Annotated in this window: 20 protein-coding genes and 1 pseudogene; 9 read left to right on the top strand and 12 right to left on the bottom strand. The window is 73.4% G+C overall.

Annotation, left to right across the window (positions count from 1 at the left end; translation table 11 throughout):
- Positions 1 to 17: 17 nt before the first annotated feature.
- Positions 18 to 413, bottom strand: a complete 396-nt coding sequence (locus tag GD970_RS00545; protein ID WP_211489629.1) for a rhodanese-like domain-containing protein — start codon at positions 411 to 413, stop codon at positions 18 to 20.
- Between the two features lie 145 nt (positions 414 to 558).
- Between GD970_RS00545 and GD970_RS00550 the strand changes: the two genes are divergently transcribed.
- On the top strand, positions 559 to 1,404 hold the full coding sequence (locus GD970_RS00550) for a formate/nitrite transporter family protein (protein WP_152199507.1): 846 nt from the start codon (positions 559 to 561) through the stop codon (positions 1,402 to 1,404).
- 53 nt (positions 1,405 to 1,457) lie between these two features.
- On the opposite strand, the gene GD970_RS00555 is transcribed toward GD970_RS00550, so the two are convergent.
- Positions 1,458 to 2,000, bottom strand: a complete 543-nt coding sequence (locus tag GD970_RS00555; RefSeq protein ID WP_152199509.1) for a dihydrofolate reductase family protein — start codon at positions 1,998 to 2,000, stop codon at positions 1,458 to 1,460.
- A 251-nt stretch (positions 2,001 to 2,251) separates the two neighbouring features.
- Positions 2,252 to 3,253: an endonuclease/exonuclease/phosphatase family protein gene (locus GD970_RS00565; RefSeq protein ID WP_152199511.1), complete on the bottom strand. Its 1,002-nt coding sequence runs from the start codon at positions 3,251 to 3,253 to the stop codon at positions 2,252 to 2,254.
- 164 nt (positions 3,254 to 3,417) lie between these two features.
- Here GD970_RS00565 and GD970_RS00570 point away from each other — a divergent pair, with 164 nt between their 5' ends.
- Both GD970_RS00570 and GD970_RS00575 read left to right on the top strand, forming a co-directional pair.
- Positions 3,418 to 3,765, top strand: coding sequence for an iron chaperone (locus GD970_RS00570; protein WP_152199514.1), 348 nt, complete (start codon positions 3,418 to 3,420; stop codon positions 3,763 to 3,765).
- 197 nt (positions 3,766 to 3,962) lie between these two features.
- Positions 3,963 to 4,691, top strand: a complete 729-nt coding sequence (locus GD970_RS00575; RefSeq protein WP_152199516.1) for a competence/damage-inducible protein A — start codon at positions 3,963 to 3,965, stop codon at positions 4,689 to 4,691.
- 8 nt (positions 4,692 to 4,699) lie between these two features.
- Here GD970_RS00575 and GD970_RS00580 read toward each other — a convergent pair whose 3' ends face one another.
- Entirely contained in the window at positions 4,700 to 5,494 is a 795-nt protein-coding gene (locus GD970_RS00580) for a hypothetical protein (protein WP_211489630.1), read from the bottom strand.
- A 672-nt stretch (positions 5,495 to 6,166) separates the two neighbouring features.
- On the opposite strand from GD970_RS00580, the gene GD970_RS00585 reads away from it, so the two are divergent.
- Positions 6,167 to 6,400, top strand: a complete 234-nt coding sequence (locus tag GD970_RS00585; protein ID WP_152199519.1) for a hypothetical protein — start codon at positions 6,167 to 6,169, stop codon at positions 6,398 to 6,400.
- Between the two features lie 70 nt (positions 6,401 to 6,470).
- On the opposite strand, the gene GD970_RS00590 is transcribed toward GD970_RS00585, so the two are convergent.
- Positions 6,471 to 6,830: a DUF732 domain-containing protein gene (locus GD970_RS00590; protein ID WP_170297136.1), complete on the bottom strand. Its 360-nt coding sequence runs from the start codon at positions 6,828 to 6,830 to the stop codon at positions 6,471 to 6,473.
- A 103-nt stretch (positions 6,831 to 6,933) separates the two neighbouring features.
- Entirely contained in the window at positions 6,934 to 7,827 is an 894-nt protein-coding gene (locus tag GD970_RS00595; RefSeq protein ID WP_152199524.1) for a class I SAM-dependent methyltransferase, read from the bottom strand.
- A 152-nt stretch (positions 7,828 to 7,979) separates the two neighbouring features.
- Here GD970_RS00595 and GD970_RS00600 point away from each other — a divergent pair, with 152 nt between their 5' ends.
- Positions 7,980 to 8,666, top strand: coding sequence for a winged helix-turn-helix transcriptional regulator (locus GD970_RS00600; RefSeq protein WP_152199526.1), 687 nt, complete (start codon positions 7,980 to 7,982; stop codon positions 8,664 to 8,666).
- Here the strand turns inward: GD970_RS00600 and GD970_RS00605 are convergent.
- Together GD970_RS00605 and GD970_RS22550 are read right to left on the bottom strand one after the other, a co-directional pair.
- The gene (locus GD970_RS00605; RefSeq protein ID WP_152199528.1) at positions 8,597 to 9,715 is read right to left on the bottom strand and encodes a serine hydrolase domain-containing protein; all 1,119 of its coding nucleotides are present in this window, start codon (positions 9,713 to 9,715) and stop codon (positions 8,597 to 8,599) included. The genes GD970_RS00600 and GD970_RS00605 overlap by 70 nt on opposite strands.
- 70 nt (positions 9,716 to 9,785) lie before the next feature.
- Positions 9,786 to 10,325, bottom strand: a pseudogene (locus GD970_RS22550) (serine hydrolase domain-containing protein); the annotation flags it as partial.
- Between GD970_RS22550 and GD970_RS00615 the strand changes: the two are divergent.
- Positions 10,324 to 10,914 (top strand): GNAT family N-acetyltransferase, encoded by a 591-nt coding sequence (locus GD970_RS00615; protein WP_152199531.1) that lies wholly within the window; start codon positions 10,324 to 10,326, stop codon positions 10,912 to 10,914. The pseudogene GD970_RS22550 and the gene GD970_RS00615 overlap by 2 nt on opposite strands.
- A gap of 98 nt (positions 10,915 to 11,012) precedes the next feature.
- On the opposite strand, the gene GD970_RS00620 is transcribed toward GD970_RS00615, so the two are convergent.
- A complete protein-coding gene (locus GD970_RS00620) occupies positions 11,013 to 11,819 on the bottom strand; it encodes a hypothetical protein (protein ID WP_152199534.1) in 807 nt (268 codons plus the stop codon).
- A 229-nt stretch (positions 11,820 to 12,048) separates the two neighbouring features.
- On the opposite strand from GD970_RS00620, the gene GD970_RS00625 reads away from it, so the two are divergent.
- A complete protein-coding gene (locus GD970_RS00625) occupies positions 12,049 to 13,371 on the top strand; it encodes an MFS transporter (RefSeq protein ID WP_152199536.1) in 1,323 nt (440 codons plus the stop codon).
- Between the two features lie 90 nt (positions 13,372 to 13,461).
- On the opposite strand, the gene GD970_RS00630 is transcribed toward GD970_RS00625, so the two are convergent.
- On the bottom strand, positions 13,462 to 14,484 hold the full coding sequence (locus GD970_RS00630) for a zinc-dependent alcohol dehydrogenase family protein (protein ID WP_152199539.1): 1,023 nt from the start codon (positions 14,482 to 14,484) through the stop codon (positions 13,462 to 13,464).
- 167 nt (positions 14,485 to 14,651) lie between these two features.
- Between GD970_RS00630 and GD970_RS00635 the strand changes: the two genes are divergently transcribed.
- A complete protein-coding gene (locus GD970_RS00635; protein ID WP_152199542.1) occupies positions 14,652 to 15,533 on the top strand; it encodes a helix-turn-helix transcriptional regulator in 882 nt (293 codons plus the stop codon).
- A gap of 50 nt (positions 15,534 to 15,583) precedes the next feature.
- A complete protein-coding gene (locus tag GD970_RS00640; protein ID WP_152199544.1) occupies positions 15,584 to 15,997 on the top strand; it encodes a (R)-mandelonitrile lyase in 414 nt (137 codons plus the stop codon).
- A gap of 92 nt (positions 15,998 to 16,089) precedes the next feature.
- Here the strand turns inward: GD970_RS00640 and pgi are convergent, their stop codons facing one another.
- Together pgi and GD970_RS00650 are read right to left on the bottom strand one after the other, a co-directional pair.
- Complete coding sequence (gene pgi / locus GD970_RS00645) at positions 16,090 to 17,730, bottom strand: glucose-6-phosphate isomerase (RefSeq protein WP_152199547.1); 1,641 nt, start codon at positions 17,728 to 17,730, stop codon at positions 16,090 to 16,092.
- Between the two features lie 134 nt (positions 17,731 to 17,864).
- The gene (locus tag GD970_RS00650; protein ID WP_152199549.1) at positions 17,865 to 18,947 is read right to left on the bottom strand and encodes an Rv2578c family radical SAM protein; all 1,083 of its coding nucleotides are present in this window, start codon (positions 18,945 to 18,947) and stop codon (positions 17,865 to 17,867) included.
- Positions 18,948 to 19,074: the final 127 nt, after the last annotated feature.

Consider the following 19,074-nt stretch of genomic DNA (forward strand, 5'->3'; position numbering starts at 1 on the left):
ACCGCCGAGCGGTCACGTCACTGACGCACGTCGGCCGGTCCCTGGCCCATCGGCAGCCCGGCGGCCCGCCACGCGTCCACGCCGCCGATCATGTCCGTGGCCCGGTGGAGGCCCACAGCCCGCAGCGACGCGGCCGCGAGGCTCGAGCTGTACCCGTGGCGGCAGGCCACCACGACCTGCAGGTCGTAGCCGGTGGCTTCGGGGATGCGCCAGGGGCAGGCGGGGTCCAGGCGCCACTCCAGCACGGTGCGGTCGATGACCAGCGCGCCGGGGAGCTCGCCCTGCTCGCGCCGCTGGGCCTCGGTGCGGGTGTCCACCAGCAGCGCCCCGGCGGCGACCGCCGCCCGCACCTCCAGCGGCTCGAGCCGCTGGACTCCTACTCGTGCCGCGGCGAGCACCTCGTCGATACCCACCCGCACAGCATCGCGCCTGGCCGGTGGACGCGCGAGGTAGCGGGGTGACCACCGGCACACCCGGTCACGGACGCCGGTCCCAGGTTGAGGCCGACCGCCGTCCGTAGCGTGGCGGCATCCCAGACCCTCACCCGGAAGGCGGCAGATGTCCTACGTCGAGCCCGCCGCCGTCGTTGACGCGATGGTGGCCCTCGGGGCTAAGAAGGCGCACCTGCGTCGGGGGCAGCTGGTGCTGCGCGGCACGCTCGGCGGCATGTTCCTCGGTGTGGCGACGACGCTGGCGCTGACCGCCGCCACCCAGACCGGGCTCCCGTTCGCCGGTGCCCTGGTCTTCCCCGTCGGCTTCGTGATGGTGCTGCTGCTCGGGTTCGAGATGGTCACCGGCTCCTTCGCCGTCGTCCCGCTCGCCGTGCTCGAACGGCGGGCCACCGCCACCGAGATGGCACGGGCGTTCTGGTGGGTGATCGTCGGGCACCTGCTGGGCGGCGTGCTGTTCGGGCTGCTCTTCGCCGCCACGGCCAGCGAGATGTGGACGACGCCGGACGCGCCGGTTGCGCGGGCGCTGGTCGACCTCGCCGCGCACAAGACCCTCGACCATCAATACCTCGGCGCCGCCGGGATCCTGCTGGTCGTTCTGAAGGGGGTGCTGTGCAACTGGCTGGTCGGCACCGGCGTCGTGATGGGGCTGACGTCGACCAGGACCGGCGGGAAGATCCTCGCGATGTGGCTGCCTGTCATGACCTTCTTCGCGCTCGGGCTCGAGCACGGCGTAGTGAACCTGTTCGTCGTCCCCGGCGCCATGATGCTCGGGGCGCCGATCGGGCTCGGCGACTGGTGGCTGTGGAACCAGATCCCGGCACTGGTGGGGAACTTCCTCGGGGCGCTGGTGTTCGTCGCGCTGGCCATGTACGCCGCGCACCGGCGCCCGGCGCCGGAGGTGGCCCCGGTGCCCGCCGTCTCCCCGCGGAGCCGCTCCGTGGCGGATGCCTGAGCTGACGTCTCATCGCGCCTGTCGGCGGCCGTCGGGATGATGCGGCGCGGGTGTCAGCCGCGCCCGTAGTCCAGGTGCACCACGCCGTTGTCGTAGACGTCGTGGGCCTTCAGCGTGAGCCGGGTGGGGACGGCGCCGTCGTCGAACAGGCGCGCGCCCGTGCCGCGGGCGACGGGATAGACGAACAGGTGCAGGTCATCGACGAGGCCGTCGCGCAGCAGCGCGCGGACGAGCGTGCCGCTGCCGGAGACGTAGATCGCGCCGTCGGTGCTCTCCTTCAGGCCGAGGATCGCGTCCTTCGAGTACGGCAGCGTCGTCGAGGGGCCCCAGTCCGCGCTGGGCTCGCGGGAGGCGACGACGTACTTGTGGGTGTCGTTGAAGAACGGGGCGCCGGGGTCGTCCTCGGCGGTGCGCACCGACCAGGCCGGTGCGAACATCTCGTACGTCCGGCGGCCCAGGAGGATCGCCGTCGCGGCCCCTGTGATCGCCCCGAGGGTCTCCCCCATCTGCGGGTCGAAGCCGTACTCGAACGTCCAGCTCGGGTCCTCGTAGACGCCGTCGAGCGAGATGAACTCGTGCACCGCGATCGTGCCCATGGATACGCCCCTTCGTTGGTCGGCCGAGCGCCCAGCCTTCACAAGCCCGCGTGAACCGTCAACGGGTTTGGCCGGAAGACGCCGTCGTGCATCGCGGGCGGGTTCAGCCACAGCGCCCCCGACACCGAGGAAACCTGATCACGGATCCTCGACGGACTCGACGCCCTGCTGCGGCACTGGCCCGCGCCCTGACGGGGGCCGGACCCCGTGGTGGTGCCCGGCCCCTGCCGGCGTGCTTCAGCGCCCCGGGGTCACTTGATGCGCAGGTCCGAGACGACCGCGGAGTGGTCGGAGGAGAACTGCTCGGCGCCGGGCTGCGCGGCGATGGTGTAGGAGTCCTTGACCTGGACCACCTGGCCCTTGGCGTAGATGAAGTCGATCCGGTCCGGGGTGATCATGTCCAGGCGGGGGCTCCAGGTCATGCCGGGGGCCTGGCAGACGTTGGGGTTGGCGGCCCGGTAGGTGTCCACGAAGCCGGCGTCGGTGAACTGGTCGGTGGCCTCCAGGTCGTAGGACAGGCCGAAGTGGTCGGCGCAGCCGGCCCACTGGGAGGTCCAGTCGGACCCGGGCATGGTGTTGAGGTCCCCGCCCATGAGGACCGGCTCGCCGGAGGCGGCGTGGGTGTCGACGTAGTCGAGGAACTCGGCGACCGTCCGGGTCTGGCGCTGGTCGGCGTCGACGATCTCCTGCGCGGGCACCGACGGCTCGCGGCCGGCGGCGACGTCGCGGGCGTTGGCCTCGATGAGGTCGCCCACCCAGGGGTTGGTGTAGTTGCTCCAGAAGGTGAAGGCGTTGAGCGCGCGGCCGTCGTCGGCGATCACCCGGGCGCCGCCGAGGTGGAAGGCGCCGGTCTCCAGGTAGCCGGCCGGGGCGGGGAACACCTCGTCGACGTCGAAGTGGGTGAAGAGCCAGAGGTTGTCGTTGCCGGTCGAGCTCGGCGTGATCTGCACGCCGGCCCAATCCTTGCCGGTTGCGTCCTCGAGCGCGGCGGCGATCTCGTCCCCGGCGCCATAGGTCTCGACGGAGAAGAACACGTCCGGGTTGACCTCGACGATCTGGTCGATGACCTCCTGGCGGTTGTCGACGTCGTCCCAGTTGTCGTCGAGCCCGCCGTGGTAGATGTTCCAGGCCAGGACCCGCACGTCGGTCGGCTTGCCCGCGTGGGCGGGAGGCGTGGCCGTCGCGGGGGCGGCGGCGAGGACGGCGGCGCTGGTGAGCAGGCTGGCGAGGGCGACTCTGCGAAGGGTTCTCATGCCGCCAACGTAGGGAGCCGTGGTGAACGGTTGACCAGCGCGTGGCCAACCTCGGGGGAACCCGCGGTGATCCGGCTCGTCGCCTGAGACGCCCACGATCGGGCGCATGTCGTTGCGCCACGAATGCGCGGACGGAACGACCGGCCGTTCGGGACGATGACAGCATGAGCAGCGTCGACCAGGCCATCGCCGAGGTACCCTCGCCGTCGCGCGAGGCCCTTCAGCACGTCATCGACATCGCCCGGCGCCTCGCCCCGGACGCTGAGGACGGCATGAGCTACGGGATGCCCGCCCTGAAGGTCGCGGGAAAGCCCCTCGTCAGCGTCGTCGCCACGGCGAAGCACCTGTCCCTCTACCCGTTCTCCGGCGCGGCGATCGACACCGTGCGCGAGGAACTCGCGGGCTACTCCCTCTCCAAGGGCACGGTGCGCTTCTCCGCCGAGCACCCGCTGCCCGACGACGTCGTCGAGCGCCTCCTGCGGGCGCGGCTGGCGGAGATCACCGGCGCCTGACCCACGCCCGCGGCTCGGAACGGTGGCGCACCCTCATGTCCCCGGTCCACGCCCCTCAGAACGCCACAATTGCTAGCTGCGTGACAGATGTGGCGGCACTGCGAGCCACTTCCGCCACTGCAGCCCCAATTGTGGCGTTTCATGCTGTGGCCTCGTCGGCGGGCCGACCGCTCAGCCCACCTCGTTAGGCTGCGGGCATGCCGAACCCCACCGCCGCCATCCTCGTCATCGGCGACGAGATCCTGTCCGGACGCACCCGCGAGGCCAACGCCTACCACCTGGCCGGCGAGCTGAGCCGCGTCGGGATCGACCTGCGCGAGATCCGGGTCGTGCCCGACGACCACGCCGTGATCGTCGACGCGCTCAACGCCCTGCGCGTCGCGCACGCCCACGTGTTCACCTCCGGCGGCATCGGGCCGACCCACGACGACATCACCGCTGACGCCGTCGCCGCGGCCTTCGGCGTCGGCATCGACGTGCGCGACGACGCCCGCGAGCTCATCGAGAAGGCGCTCGCCGCGCGCGGCGTCACCGCCACCGCCGACCAGCTGCGCATGGCCCGCATCCCCGACGGCGCCACCCTCATCGTCAACGGCGTCTCCGGCGCGCCGGGCTTCAGCATCGGCAACGTCCACGTCATGGCCGGGGTGCCGAGCATCTTCGTGGCGATGCTGGCCATCGTCCTGCCGAAGCTCGAGGCCGGCACCCCGCGCCTGTCGCGCGAGGTGCGCTTCGAGGTGGGCGAGGGCCGGATCGCGACCCCGCTGCGCCGGCTCGCCGAGGAGATGCCGCAGCTGACCGTCGGGTCCTACCCGTTCCGCGACGGCGACGTGCGCGGCACGAACATCGTCGTGCGCGGCACCGACCCGGCGCTGCTCGACGAGGCGGTGGCCCGGCTCGAGGAGCTGCGCGCGAGCGTCGGCTGAGCGGTCGGTCAGCCGCGCCCGGGGGTCGGGTGCGCGGCGCCGTCGTCGCCGGTGTCCGCCTCGGGGTGGGCCGGGCCGTCGCCCGCGGTTCCCGCCTGGGGCCTGGCCGGCCCCTCAGGATGTGACGGCGCGTCGATCGCGCCGGCGATCCGCTGCTCGAAGGCGTCGGTGGTGGCGGTCGGCAGCACGACGAGCCCCTCGAGCTCGCGGGTCGCGCGCCGGTAGGCCGACTGTCGCTCGGCGTAGGTGGCGGCCGGGTCGTCGGCGAGGGCGATGAACCGCTTGGCCCGGATCAGCGCCTGCTGCTCGGTCACGGTGAAGTCGGACGCGCGCCGGCGGCGGGCCTCCTGCTCGGCCAGGTCGAACGCCGTCTCGTAGCGGCGCACGGCGTCGCGGTACTCGGTGAGCCGGCTGGGCTCCTTCAGCTCGTCGGGGTCCTCGGGCCGCAGGGCGTCGGCGTCGCGCCTGGCGCGGTGGAAGTCGAGCGTGAGCGGCTCGCGCATGTCGGTCATGAGCGGGTAGTCGATGAGCTTGGCGACGTCGAGCTCGTAGTCCAGCCACCGCTTGTTGGCCGCGTCGTGGCGGGCCAGGGTCCGATCGATCTCGCTCTGGGTGATCTTGGCCTGCTCGGCCGCCGCGGCGCGGGCGCCATACTTGATCCGGGCGAGCTCGATCTTGTCCTGCCTGCGCCGCTCGTCCCAGCTGCGCGCGTTACGCGCGATGGAGTTGATGGTGCCGCCCAGGGCCCCACCGATGGGAAACACGAGCCACCAGTAGTTCCCGATGAACTCGAAGACGTTCACGAGCGGCAGTCTAGGTGGCAGCCGAGTGCAGGGGACGTAGGGCTGACAAGGGTGGCCGGCCGGTCGACACTGGCGGGGTGCGCGCCAGGCGGAGTCGCGCCCCCGGGTCGACGGCGACCGGCGAGGTGGGCACCGAGCGGTCGGTGACGGCGTTCGTCGTCCTCGTCGTCGTGCTCTCGGCCGTCTTCTGGGCGCTCGACCCGCTGCTCGGCGACGCCCCCGCCCGGCTCACGGGCGCCGACCTGCCCGCGAGCGCGCTGATGTTCGTCGTCCCCGGCGTGGCCGCCCTCGTCCTGGCGTGGCGGCGCGGCGGGCGCGCGGCCGTCCGGCGGCTGCTGACGACGGCGACCCGCCGGCCGCGTCCGCCCTCCCCCGGCTGGTACGTGCCCACCCTGCTCCTCATGCCTGCGATCGTGGCGGCGAGCTACGTGGTCGCGCGCGTGGCCGGGCTACCGCTCCCCCAGCCCGTGGTGGTGGCGTGGGCGTCGATCCCGGTGCTGGCCGGGCTGTACCTGGTCACCGGGTGGTGCGAGCAGCTGGGGTGGACGACGTACGCCACCGACCCGCTGCAGGAGCGGCACGGCGCGCTGCGGGCGGCGCTGATGCTCGGGGCGGTGTGGGCGCTGGTGCACGTGGTGCCGTACGCACAGGCCTGGGCACGGCGCGCGCTGGGTGCTCGGCCAGTGCCTCTTCACGGTGGCGCTGCGCGTGCTGCTGGCGTGGATCTACAACAACACCGGCCCCGGCGTGCTGGCCGTCGTCGCCTGCCAGGCGTCGTCGAACGTCGCCTGGTCGCTGTTCCCCAACCACGGCTCGCACTACGACCCGGTGGTGACCGGGCTGCTCACCGCCGCCGTCGCCCTCGGCGTGGTGCTGCGCTTCGGGGGCCGCACGCTGGTGCGGTGAACCGCGGCCACCCGGGGTCACCGCCGTCGTCCCCCTTGGGCGTCCGGTGCGTGGTGCCCGCCGCTGGCGGTCAGAGGCGGGCGTGCTCGGGGCAGAAGGTCGCCACCGAGGTCTCGAGCAGGCGGTCGAACACGGCACGGTCGACGTCGTAGGTCTTGGCGGCCGCCGCGAAGGACGCCGCCGTGGCGCCCGCGTCGAGCTCCGCGCACAGGCGCCGGCCGGAGGCGACCAGCTCGCGGTCCGTCCGCTGCTCGGCGCTCGTGCCGGAGGCGATGCGCCGCACCTGGCCGGGGAAGCGCTCCTCCGACGGCGGGAGCAGGGTCGGCGCCGCCTGGGCCGCGACGGCGGCGCACGCGGCCAGGGCCAGCACCGTGGCCAGCGACAGGACGCCCGCGCGGCGGGAACGCCGGCGCACGTCGCTTCTGGTCACGGGTCCGATGCTGCCATCGCCCGGTGTCATCCCCACCGTGCGGGCGGGCTGGCCTCGGGTGCTGCGGCGCCTGCTCGACCGGCAGCCGTGGCACGGCCGCCGGTCACCCCATGCGGGATCCGAGGACCGTTGCCGTGACGAGGAGGTACTGCCGCTCCATCGCGCGGCCACCCGCGCCGGCCGCTTTCGTCCCGCCGACGGCCGTGCCGGGCGAGGGCACGCCGTCGACCAGGCCGAACCGGCGGGCGAGCTCGTCGAGGGCGTGGTCCAGCCGCGCCGCCCGCACCGCGTCGAGCGTGCGGTAGACCGCGATCGTGGGGCCGTAGCGCGCCTTGAAGTACTCGCGGAACTCCTCCGGCGAGGCGAAGCGGTCCACCGGCAGGTCGCGCCGCTCGGTGACGACGGCGCCGGCCCGGCCGGCGAAGAGCTCGCGCACGTGGTCCTCGTCGCCCCACAGCGGCGGCGGCTGCGCCCCGGGCGGCGGCGGCGGGGCGTAGGGCTTCATGGTGACGAACATCTGGCCGATGAAGCCCGCCGGGGTCCAGGAGGCGAGCGCGATCGTGCCACCGGGCCGGACCACCCGGACCAGCTCGTCCGCGACCCGTTGGTGGTGCGGCGCGAACATGACGCCCACGGACGAGAGGGCGACGTCGAAGGAGGCGTCGGGGAACGGCAGCGCCTCGGCGTCGGCCTGCCGCCATTCCAGGGCGAGGCCCTCGCGCTCGGCCCGGGAGCGCCCGGCGGCGAGCAGCTCGGGCGTCAGGTCGGTGGCCACCACCTCGGCACCGGCGCGCGCGGCGGGGATGGCGGCGTTGCCGCTGCCGGCGGCGACGTCGAGCACCCGGTCGCCGGGCCGCACACCGGCGGCGTCGACCAGGACCTGCCCCAGCCGCGGGATGACCTCGGTCGCGACCGCCGGGTAGTCGCCGAGCGCCCACGTGGCGGCGTGCTTCGCCTTCAGCGCCCGGTCGGTGTCGTCGGCGATGAGCTGGCTCATGGGAAGAACTCCTTCGTCGTAGAGGGAGCTCCAGCGTCCGGCCACGGCCGCGGCGCCTCCAGTGCCGCCTCTGTACCGGCCGCGGTACAGGATCTGTACTGGTGCGCCGGACCGGCCAGGGGTGTACTGGGGGTGTCCGCCGGGAGGTGGAGATGACGACGTACGGCCAGTTCTGCCCGGTCGCGAAGGCCATGGAGGTCCTCGACGAGCGGTGGACGCTGCTGGTGGTCCGCGAGCTGCTGGCAGGGAGCACCCGGTTCAACGACCTGCGGCGGGGCGTGCCGCGGATGTCACCGGCCCTGCTCTCCAAGCGGCTGCGGACCCTCGAACGGGCGGGGGTGGTCACGCGCCGCGAGCTCGACGGCCACGCCCGCTACCACCTCACCCCGGCCGGCCGGGAGCTGTCCGAGGTCGTGGACGCGCTCGGCCGCTGGGGCATGCGATGGGTCGGCGAGCTCGGCGACGAGGACCTCGACCCGCACCTGCTCATGTGGGACATCCGCCGCACCGTGCCCGTCGAGCGGTGGCCGCGCTCCCGCACGGTCATGGCCTTCCACCTCGACGGCGTCGACGCCCGCGCCGCGCGGTGGTGGCTCGTGGTGGCCGAGGGCGCCGTCGACCTGTGCGACTTCGACCCCGGTTACGACGTCGCCGCCACCGTCCGCAGCAGCCTGCGGGACCTCACCCGGCTGTGGCGCGGCGACCTCTCCTGGCCCGCGGCCCTGCGCACGGACAGCGTCCTCGTCGACGCCGCGCCGGCGGTCCGCCGTCAGGTCCCCGACTGGGTGGGCCAGGGCAGGCTGGCCACCGGCGCCGGCCTGGCCGCGGCCGGCGGCTGACCGGCGGCACGCGCTCGCTGGTGCCGGTCGGGGCGCCGGACGAAGGACATCGGCAGGGGCGTCAGGTGCAGCGCCGCCACCGCGCCGCCCGGGTCACGGCCGAACACCACGCGGGTGGGCCCGAGCCCGAGGGATGACAGGTCGACCCGGAAGACGTCGGGGTCCTCGCGGTCGGGATGCAGGCGCAGTCCCCGCCGCACCGCGGGCACCGGCATCTGGCCACGGAGGACGAGGTGCCCGTGCCGGACGGCGACCTCGAGGCCCGCGCCGAGCAGCAGGCGCGGCTGCGGGTCGACGAGCACGCCCGGGCCGAAGCCGTACCGGCCGCACAGCTCCGGCCAGGTCCACGGGCGCTCGGGGACGGCGTCGTCGTCCTGCTCGGGGGCGTCGAGCAGGAGCCGCAGCAGGGCCTCGACGGCGGATGCGGGCGCGCCGCGCGGCTCGAAGTTGCCGGTGCTGGCGAGCGCGAGGACGCCGACGCCGTCGTCGGGCGCGATGCGCAGGTCGGCGAGGAAGCCGAGCCAGATGCCGTCGTGCCCGACGGTGCGATGCCCGCCGACCTCGCCGCGCAGGAAGGCGAGCCCGATGCCGGGGACGCGCGGGTCGGGCTGGTACTGGGGTGCGAACATCGTCGCAAGCGTCGCGGGGCGCAGGACCGACCCGTGCTCGTTGGTGCCGCCGCCGAGCAGGGCCTCGGCGAACCGGGCCAGGTCGCGGGCGGTGGACCAGGCGCCGCCCCCGGCCGCGGTGACGACCTCCAGGTCGCGGACCGCCGCGGGGCCGTGGGCGCGCAGCCGGTACCCGGTCGCCCGGCCGCTGGCGGGCCGCGCGAGGCCGGTGGCGTCCATGCCGAGCGGGGCGAAGACGTGCGCGCGCAGGTAGGTGGCGAGCGGGACGCCGGTGACGTCCTCGACGACCTGGCCGAGCGCCGTGAAGCCGTGGTTGCTGTAGCCGAACCGGGTGCCGGGCTCGACGGCGACGCGCAGGCCGTGGCGGTAGTACGCCGCCGGCGGCGGGACCGGGCGGCCGACCGGGACGCCCCAGCCCAGCCGGGCGGAGCAGGTCCGCCGGGCCGCGCACCGCCACCACGCCCGCGATGTGGGTGAGCAGGTGGCGGAGCGTCACGGGCCGGAAGCCCACCTCGGCGGGCACGAGCCGGAAGGCGCGCAGGTATCTCGCGGCGGGTGCGTCGAGGTCCACCAGGCCCTGCTCCCACAGCTGCATGACCGCGATCGCGGTGACGACCTTGGTGACCGAGGCGATGCGGAAGGCCGTGTCGGCGTCCACCGGGGCGCCGCCGTCGAGGTCCGTGACGCCGTGGCTCGAGAACCACGTCGGTGCGCCGCGCCGGACCACCGCCACCGCCATCCCGGTGGTCGCCCACCGGCCGAGGACCTCGTCGAGCGCGGCGGTCAGCTCGCGCTCACCGGTCATGGTGCTCTTGTCGGCCATCGTGGGCCCCCTCTCGCCGGGCCGCTCCCCTGCGGCGCGGACGGTCGAGACCGACCTGACCTCATGGTGCGCCGCGGGGGCGCGCGCGAACAGGGGCGGAGGTCGCGTCCGCGACGTCGTCGGCGCCTGGAGCCCGCGGCCGGCGAGGCGGACAGGCCGCCCAACCGCACCGAGCCGCCGGGACCGTCCTGCCATGCTGACTCCCATGGCCGAAACCACCGAGACGCTCTCGCTCGCGAAGGTCGCGTGGCCCCTGCGCACGGACCGCCTGCTGATCCGGCCGGCGACGGCGCTCGACGCCGTCACGACCTGGGAGTACCGCCGGCTCGAGCCGGTGTACCGGTGGCTCTCCCGCGCCCCGCGCACCCTGGCCGACTACCGGGCGTACTTCGAGGCCCCGGCCACCCTCGCCAAGACCCTGGTGGTGGAGCGGGACGGGGAGGTCATCGGCGACCTCATGGTCGCCGTCGAGGACGCGTGGGCCCAGGCCGAGGTGGTGGACCAGGCCCGCGGCGTGCACGCCGAGCTGGGCTGGGCCTTCCACCCCGACCACGGCGGCCGCGGCTACGCCACCGAGGCGGTGCGCGAGCTGCTCCGGCTCTGCTTCGACGACCTTGGACTGCGGCGGGTGACGGCGAACTGCTTCGCGGCCAACGAGCCGTCCTGGCGGCTCATGGAGCGCGTGGGCATGCGGCGCGAGCTGTACACGGTCCGGGAGTCCCTGCACCGGTCCGAGGGATGGCTCGACGGCACGGGGTACGCGCTGCTGGCCGAGGAGTGGCGCGAGCAGGACTGACCGCCCCCGAGGGTGCCTCGTCGGCCTCCGTCGGATGCCGCTGAGGCGTCAGCCACGAGAGGTCCCCGGCGCGCGCAGACCCCACGCCCGCGCACGGGTCAGGGGTGGAACGGCGCCGGGGACGGCGTGTTGGTCGCGATGGAGATGACGTCCGCGGCGATCCCGTAGCACCCCCACGCGACCATGAGGACGAACAGCACCCTGCCCGCCACGGTCACGGCATCGCTGCGCCAGAACCGCACCGCCGAAGCCGACAGGCGGATACCGAACGCGGCGGCCACCGGCAGCGCGACGACCACAAGCGCGAGGTTCAGCACGGCGACGCCGGCACCGATCACCAGCCAGGCGGGCCCGCGGTGAGCCCAGCCGCCGGGCGCTTCCAGCCGGTCGATCATCGATGGGGCGAGGAACCCGAACAGGGTCGGGATGGCGACGAACGAGACGACGGCGAGCCACTCCGGGCGCAGCACCGAGTAGTCGAACGAGGGATGGTCGTGGACGAGGAACGCGCCCCCGATGCTGCCGACGAACAACGCGAACAGCCCCGATCGGGCCCGCCGCGACGGCGGCAGCACCCGGCGCACCCACAGGTAGATCAGACCCGCGATCGCGCCGAGCGCGACGGTGGTGATGCACAGCTGCAGCGTGCCGGCGAGGGAGATCTGACCCACCGGCTGGATGTCGTCGGTCATCCGGCCCTGGACCGACTCCGGCGACGTGACCGCGAGGAGCCGCATGATCAGCCGGCCCAGCACACCCCCGACGATGAGACCGACGAGGCCGCCACCGACCGCGCCCGCGGCGAGCGTGCAAGCGAACGACAGCGCCGTGTTCTCCGTGCCACGGCTGACAGTCCGTTTCCCGATCACTGACATGGCTGGCTCCTCATCGACCAGACGTCCCAAATGGATCAAGGATGCCGGTGCCCGACCGCCCCGTCAGCGAGTTGACCGTCCTGCCTTGGCGATGGTCCATCGCGTTACCGGCTGCTCAACCAGCACAGGGTGCGCGCCCGTCGACCGGCTCGGCGCGGGGAGCGCCGGGAAATTCCGTGGACTCGGGAAACGTTCAGGACTCACCCTGGTGGTTCCGCACCATTTCGCGCCGGACCGGCGCGCGCACGAAAGAGGCACCATGTCGCAGGCCCCGACGCCGACCACGCGCCGCCGGGAGCTCCCCCGCGCCTTGCGCCCGTTCGGCGTCCCCGCGTACCGCACGCTCGTGGGCGCCCTGACGCTCTCGCTGCTCGGCACCGGCATGTGGCTGGTGGCGGTGGTCTGGCAGGTCATCGACCTGGGCGGCGGACCGGTGCAGCTGTCCCAGGTGGCCACCGGCGCCGCGCTCGGCGCGGTGGTGGCGGTCCTGTTCGGCGGCGTGCTCGCCGACCGGGTGCCGCAGCGGCTGATCCTCATGGGCGTGGAGGCATCAAAGGCCCTGCTCATCGGCGTGGCCGCGTGGCTCTCGCTGACCGGCCACCTCGAGCTGTGGCACATGGTGGTGCTCTCCGTCGCCGTCGGGGCGACCGACGGGTTCTTCTACCCCGCGTACACGGCGATGCTGCCGACCATCCTGCCGCCCGCGCAGCTGCTCGCCGCCAACGGCGTCGAGGGCATGATGCGCCCGGCGCTCATGCAGGCCGCCGGCCCGGCCCTGGCCAGCGCCGTGCTCGCGGCCGCATCCCCCGGGCTCGCCCTGGCGGCGGTGGCGGGCTCGCAGGTGCTCGCCGTCGTCGGGCTGAGCCTGCTGCGGGTCGAGACCGCGCGCCGCGAGCCGGCACGTGGGGACATCCACCCGATGCGGGCGATGGTTGCCGACCTGCGCGAGGGCTTCGCCTACATGGTGCGCACGCCGTGGCTGCTCGGCACGCTGCTGTTCGCGTGCGGCTGGGTGCTGCTCATGATGGGACCGATCGACGTGCTGCTGCCCTTCGCGGTGCGCGACCACGCCGGCGGCGGGCCGGGCGAGTTCGCGCTGGTGCTCGCGGCGTTCGGGGTCGGCAGCGCGATCGGCTCCCTCGCCGTCGCCTCCTGGCGCCTGCCCCGCCGGTACCTGACCGTGCTCGTGTTCTCCTGGAGCGTGGGCAGCGTGCCGCTCGCCCTCGTCGGCCTGACCAGCCAGCTGTGGGTGATGGTGGCGGCGGTGTTCGTCGTCGGGGTGAGCAGCGGCATGGGCAACGTCATCTGGGGCACGCTGCTGCAGCGGCGGGTGCCGCCGGCGCTGCTGGGCCGGGTCTCCAGCCTGGACTTTTTCGTCTCCCTGCTGCTCATGCCCGTCTCGATGGCGCTGGCCGGGCCGGTGGGCGAGGCGGTCGGAATCCGGGAGGTGTTCCTGGTGGCGTCGCTGGTGCCGGTGCTGTTCGGCGTCGCCGCGTGGGTGCTGGCCCGGATGGGCCGCGATGAGGTCGCGCACCCGCTCGACCGGACCATCCCCGAGCCCGAGCACACCCTGGCGGGCTGAGCCGGTCAGACCGCCGGGCGCGCCCCTGAGGGCTCGGCTCGGCGGTCCGGCCGCGGCGGGTGGTGGCCGGCCCTCGCCCGACGCTCGGCGTCAGGGCCGCAGCAGCGTCTTGATGGCGCGCCGCTCGTCCATGGCCTGGTAGGCCTCGACGGCCTGGTCGAGCGGAAGCTCGAGGTCGAAGACCTTGCCCGGCTCGATCGTCCGGTCCCAGATGAGCTGGACGAGCTCGGGCAAGAACCGGCGCACCGGGGCCGGGCCGCCGTGCAGGTGCACCGCGGAGAAGAACAGCTCCTCGCCGGGCAGCTCGACGCCGTGGGCCACGCCCACGTAGCCGACATGCCCACCCGGGCGGGTGGAGCGGATCGCCTGCATCATCGACTCCTGCGTGCCGACCGCCTCGATCACCGAGTGCGCGCCCAGGCCGCCGGTGAGCTCCTTGATGCGCGCCACCCCCTTGTCCCCGCGCTCGGTGACGATATCGGTAGCGCCGAACTCCCGGGCGAGCTGCTGGCGCGGCTCGTGGCGGCTCATCGCGATGATCCGCTGGGCGCCGAGCTGCTTGGCGGCGAGGACGGCGAGCAGGCCGACGGCGCCGTCGCCGACCACCGCGACCGTCTTGCCGGGCCCGGCCTCGGCGGCGACGGCACCGAACCAGCCGGTGCCGAGGACGTCGGAGGCGGCCAGCAGGGACGGGACGAGGTCGGGGTCGGGGATGCCGGGGGTGGCGACGAGGGTGCCGTCAGCCAGCGGCACCCGCAGGAACTCCGCCTGGGAGCCGAACATCCCCATGGGGACGTTGTGCACGCACCGGCTCTGGTAGCCGGCCCGGCAGATCTCGCAGGTGTTGTCGGAGGCGAAGAAGGAGCCGACGACGAAGTCGCCGACCGTGATGTTCTCGACCGCATCGCCGATCTCCTCGACGATGCCGACGTACTCGTGGCCCATGGGCTGCGGCTGGTCCGAGGTGTCGATGCCGCGGAACGGCCACAGGTCCGATCCGCACACGCACGCGGCGGTCACGCGGATGATCGCGTCGGTGGGCTCGACGAGGGTGGGGCGGTCACGCTCCTCGACGCGCACGTCGCCGGGGCCGTAGAGGACTGCTCCTCGCATGAGGGTGCTCCTTGTGGTTGTCGGTGGGGAGTCGTCGGGGCGGGCGATCCCACGCCCCCGGCGCCGCATCCATGACATCCTTCCCGGCGCCGGCGCGGGAGGTCGCGTTGGTAGGGGGTTGAACGACAACCTCCCTCGGCCCAGAAGGGCCGCCCTACCGTGGAGGCGTGGACAACCGCTCCGACATCCGCGACTTCCTGGTCACCCGACGCGCCAAGCTCACGCCCGAGCAGGTCGGCCTCCCCGCCGGCGGACGACGGCGCGTGCCCGGGCTCCGCCGGGAGGAGGTCGCCGTCCTCGCCGGGGTGAGCACGGAGTGGTACACCCGGCTCGAGAAGGGCCACATCAGCGGTGTGTCGGAGGACGTCCTCGAGGCCGTCGCCCGCGCGCTGCGGCTCGACGCCGCCGAACGCGCCTACCTGTTCGACCTCGCCCGCGCCGCCCGCCCCGCCAACCGGGCACCGCGGCGCCGCAAGCGGGCCGAGGTCCCGCCCCGGGTGCAGTGGATGCTCGACTCGATGACGGAATCCGCCGCGTTCGTGCGCAACGGCCGCATGGACATCCTCGCGATCAACGCCCTCGGTCGGGCGCTCTACTCACCGCTGTACGCCGCCCCTCGCCGGCCGGCGAACATCGCCCGCTTCCAGTTCCTCGACCCGGGCGCCCGGGACTACTTCGCCGACTGGGACAGCGCCGCCAACGTCACCGTGGCGCTGCTGCGCGCCGAGGCCGGCCGCGACCCGGACAACATGGACCTGCGCCAACTGGTGGGCGAGCTCTCAACACTCAGCGATGAGTTCCGCACCCGGTGGGCGGCGCACGATGTGCGCATCCACACCGCCGGCAAGAAGCAGTTCATCCACCCTGAGGTCGGCCCGCTCGACCTCGTCTACCACTCCATGGGTCTCGCGGCCGACGGTGACTGGGTGCTCGACCTGACGATCTACACCGCCGAGCCCGGGACCGCCTCCGAGGAGCGGCTCAAGCTCCTCGCCAGCTGGGCGGCGACCCACCTCCCGGCGCCGACCGTCGCCGACACCACAAGCTGACCCGCGCGGCGAACCCTTCGTCGCTCACCACAGAATTGAGGGCCGCCTCCATGCAGATCACGCGCAGCTCCATCGGCACCGCCAAGGGCCCGGCCGACTGGTTCACCGGCGACGTCTACATCGACTCCGTCGCGGCGTCGCCGGCCCCCTCGCGGGTGCAGGCCAGCCTCGTGCACTTCATGCCGGGCGCGCGCACCCACTGGCACCGCCACCCGCTGAGCCAGACGGTCTTCGTCACCGAGGGCGTCGGCCTGTGCCAGCGGCGGGGCGGGCCGGTCGAGGTCATCCGCCCCGGCGACCGCGTGCTGTTCGAGGCCGACGAGGAGCACTGGCACGGCGCCGCGCCGGACCGCCTCATGGTGCACCTGGCCATCAACGAGGGCGACGCCGAGCACGACGTCGTCCAGTGGCTGACGCCCGTGACCGACGAGGAGTACGGCGCCGCCCCGACGCCGCAGGACTGACGCGGCGCGGCCGCTCTCGCCCCGGGCGCCCGTTCGCGCCACCGGCGCGTGGTAGACCACCCGCCCGCGGCGCGAGGACCCGCGCTCGCGACTTAGCCTTCCCGGCGCGCCACGCGGTACCGCTCGATGAGCGCGTTGGTGGAGGAGTCGTGCCCGAGCGCCGGCTCCTCCTCCGCGGTGAGCTCGGGCGTGATCCGGTTCGCGAGCACCTTGCCCAGCTCCACGCCCCACTGGTCAAAGGAGTTGATGTTCCAGATCACGCCCTGGGTGAAGACCTTGTGCTCGTACAGCGCCACGAGCTGGCCTAGCACCGACGGCGTGAGGCGCGGGGCGAGGATCGTCGTCGTCGGGTGGTTCCCGGCGAAGGTCTTGTGCGCCACGAGCTCCTCGGGCACGCCGTCGGCCCGGACCTCCTCGGGGCTCTTGCCGAACGCCAGCGCCTCGGTCTGGGCGAGCAGGTTGGCGGTGAGCAGGTCGTGATGACCGGGCACCTCGTCGGCCGGGTGGACGAAGCCGATGAAGTCCGCCGGCACGGTCTGCGTGCCCTGGTGGATGAGCTGGTAGAAGGCGTGCTGGCCGTTGGTGCCGGGCTCGCCCCACACCACCGGGCCGGTCTGGTAGGTGACCGGGGCGCCGTCGAGCGTGACGGACTTGCCGTTGGACTCCATGTCCAGCTGCTGCAGGTAGGCCGGGAACCGCGAGAGGTACTGGTTGTAGGGCAGGACGGCGTGGGTCGCGGTGCCCTGGAAGTTGCGGTACCACAGCCCGACCAGGCCGAGCAGGACGGGGACGTTGCGCTCGAGCGGGGTGGTGCGGAAGTGCTCGTCCATGGCGTGGAAGCCGGCGAGCATGTCGCGGAAGTTACCCGGGCCGACGGCGATCATCAGCGACAGGCCGACGGCGGAGTCGTAGGAGTACCGCCCGCCCACCCAGTCCCAGAAGCCGAACATGTTGGCGGTGTCGATGCCGAACTCGGCGACCTTCTCGGCGTTGGTGGACACGGCCACGAAGTGCTTGGCGACGGCGGCGTCGTCGCCGAGGGCGTCGAGCAGCCAGGCGCGGGCGGTCTTGGCGTTGGTGATCGTCTCGATGGTGGTGAAGGTCTTGGACGCGACGATGAACAGCGTCTCCTCGGGGTCGGCGCCCTTGAGGGCGGCGGCGATGTCGTCGCCGTCGACGTTGGAGACGAAGATCGAGGTGATGTCGGGGTCGGCGTAGGGCGCGAGGGCGAGGGTGGCCATGTGCGGGCCGAGGTCGGAGCCGCCGATGCCGATGTTGACGATGGTGGTCAGCCGCTTGCCGGTGTGCCCGGTCCACTCCCCCGAGCGGACCTTGTCCGCGAAGGCGGCCATGCGGTCGAGGACCTCGTGGACGTCGGCGACGACGTCCTGACCGTCGACGACGAGCGCGGCGTCGCGCGGGGCGCGCAGGGCGGTGTGCAGGACGGCGCGGTCCTCGGTGACGTTGATGTGCTCGCCGCGGAACATCGCCTCGATGCGCTCGGGCAGGCCGGCGGCCCGGGCCAGGTCCACCAGGAGGCGCAGCGTCTCGTCCGTGACCAGGTTCTTGGAGTAGTCGACGTAGAGGTCGACCGCCTCGGCGGCGAAGGTGGTGCCCCGCTGGGGGTCGGCGACGAAGAGGTCGCGCAGGTGGGTGCCGCGGAGCTGGTCGGCGTGGGCGGTCAGCGCCTGCCACTGGCTGGTGGTGGAGATGTCCTGGTGGGTCACGGTCATGACGCTCCTCAGCTGCGCGCGCACCCGTCGGCTCGGGTGTCCCTGGGGCCATGATCGTCCGACGGGCCCCGATACACCCGTTGACGGGTGTCGATGTGTCGCGCCCGGGCACACACGGGCCGATGCGGGAGGGGTCAGAACAGGGCGAGCTGGGCCGGCGCCGGGGCTTCGGGCAGGGCCGGCGCCGGGTCGCGCGGCACGCCGCGGGCCGGGTCGTGCGCGGCCAGCGCCCCGGGCGCGGTCTCGGAGGCGTCCCGGGCCCAGCGGCGCGGGGCCCGACGGTCGAAGCCGTGCTTCCTCCGGGCCCGGCCGGCCCGCTCGCCCAGCCACTGCCGGTAGTCCTTGGGCGCGTACGAGCCCGAGCCGTACAGTCGCCGGTAGCGCGGCACCAGGGCGGGGTACTCCCGGCCGAGCCAGGCCATGAACCACTCGCGGGCGCCGGGGCGCAGGTGCAGGGCGCCGACGGTGACGTCGGAGGCACCGGCGTCGGCGAGGGCGCCGAAGAGCGTGTCGAGCTGGTCCTCGGAGTCGGTCAGCCAGGGCAGGATCGGCATGGCGAGCACCGAGCACTCCAGCCCGGCGTCGGCGATGGCGCGGATGAGCTCGAGACGTGCCTTGGGCGTGGCGGTGCCGGGCTCGACCCGCTGCTGCAGATCCGGGTCGATGAGCGCGAGGGACACGGCCACCGAGACCGGCACCTGCTTGGCGGCCTCGACGAGCAGCGGCAGGTCGCGGCGCAGCAGCGGGCCCTTAGTGAGGATGGAGAACGGGGTGCCGGAGTCCGCGAGCGCCGTGATGATCCCGGGCATGAGCTTGTAGCGGCCCTCGGCGCGCATGTAGGGGTCGGAGTTGGTGCCGAGCGCGACGTGCTCGCGCTGCCAGGAGGGCCGGGCGAGCTCGCGGCGCAGCACCTCGACGACGTTGGTCTTGACGATGATCTGGGTGTCGAAATCCTGCCCGGCGTCGAGGTCGAGGAACTCGTGGGTGCGGCGGGCGAAGCAGTACGTGCACCGGTGCAAGCAGCCGCGCGTGGGGTTGATCGTCCAGTGGAACGGCATCGCCGACTGCGCGGGCACCCGGTTGAGCGCGCTCTTGCAGACCACCTCGTGGAAGGTCACCCCGGCGAAATCGGGGGTCTGGACGCTGCGCACCAGCCCGGCCAGCGGCAGCAGCGCCGTCGCGTCCGTGACCTTCAGCTCTTGCCTCTCCCAGCGCACGAGATAATTCGAACAAAGTTTCGAGGCGGAGTCAATCGCTGGAGCGCGGTGGGGCGGTCGGCTTCCGCGACCTAGTTGACACCTCGCGGCGTACTTGACGTCTCGTGGCGTACTTGACGTTTCGCGG

The organism is Georgenia thermotolerans, assembly GCF_009193185.1.
Lineage (GTDB): Bacteria > Actinomycetota > Actinomycetes > Actinomycetales > Actinomycetaceae > Georgenia > Georgenia thermotolerans.

Excerpts from the sequence above, each read along its gene's own strand:
- GD970_RS00565 (WP_152199511.1), bottom strand. The coding sequence starts at position 3,253 with ATGAGAACCCTTCGCAGAGTCGCCCTCGCCAGCCTGCTCACCAGCGCC.
- GD970_RS00640 (WP_152199544.1), top strand. The coding sequence starts at position 15,584 with ATGCAGATCACGCGCAGCTCCATCGGCACCGCCAAGGGCCCGGCCGAC.
- GD970_RS00615 (WP_152199531.1), top strand. The coding sequence starts at position 10,324 with ATGGCCGAAACCACCGAGACGCTCTCGCTCGCGAAGGTCGCGTGGCCC.
- GD970_RS00600 (WP_152199526.1), top strand. The coding sequence starts at position 7,980 with ATGACGACGTACGGCCAGTTCTGCCCGGTCGCGAAGGCCATGGAGGTC.
- GD970_RS00570 (WP_152199514.1), top strand. The coding sequence starts at position 3,418 with ATGAGCAGCGTCGACCAGGCCATCGCCGAGGTACCCTCGCCGTCGCGC.
- GD970_RS00595 (WP_152199524.1), bottom strand. The coding sequence starts at position 7,827 with ATGAGCCAGCTCATCGCCGACGACACCGACCGGGCGCTGAAGGCGAAG.
- GD970_RS00630 (WP_152199539.1), bottom strand. The coding sequence starts at position 14,484 with ATGCGAGGAGCAGTCCTCTACGGCCCCGGCGACGTGCGCGTCGAGGAG.
- GD970_RS00550 (WP_152199507.1), top strand. The coding sequence starts at position 559 with ATGTCCTACGTCGAGCCCGCCGCCGTCGTTGACGCGATGGTGGCCCTC.
- GD970_RS00625 (WP_152199536.1), top strand. The coding sequence starts at position 12,049 with ATGTCGCAGGCCCCGACGCCGACCACGCGCCGCCGGGAGCTCCCCCGC.
- pgi (WP_152199547.1), bottom strand. The coding sequence starts at position 17,730 with ATGACCGTGACCCACCAGGACATCTCCACCACCAGCCAGTGGCAGGCG.
- GD970_RS00555 (WP_152199509.1), bottom strand. The coding sequence starts at position 2,000 with ATGGGCACGATCGCGGTGCACGAGTTCATCTCGCTCGACGGCGTCTAC.
- GD970_RS00575 (WP_152199516.1), top strand. The coding sequence starts at position 3,963 with ATGCCGAACCCCACCGCCGCCATCCTCGTCATCGGCGACGAGATCCTG.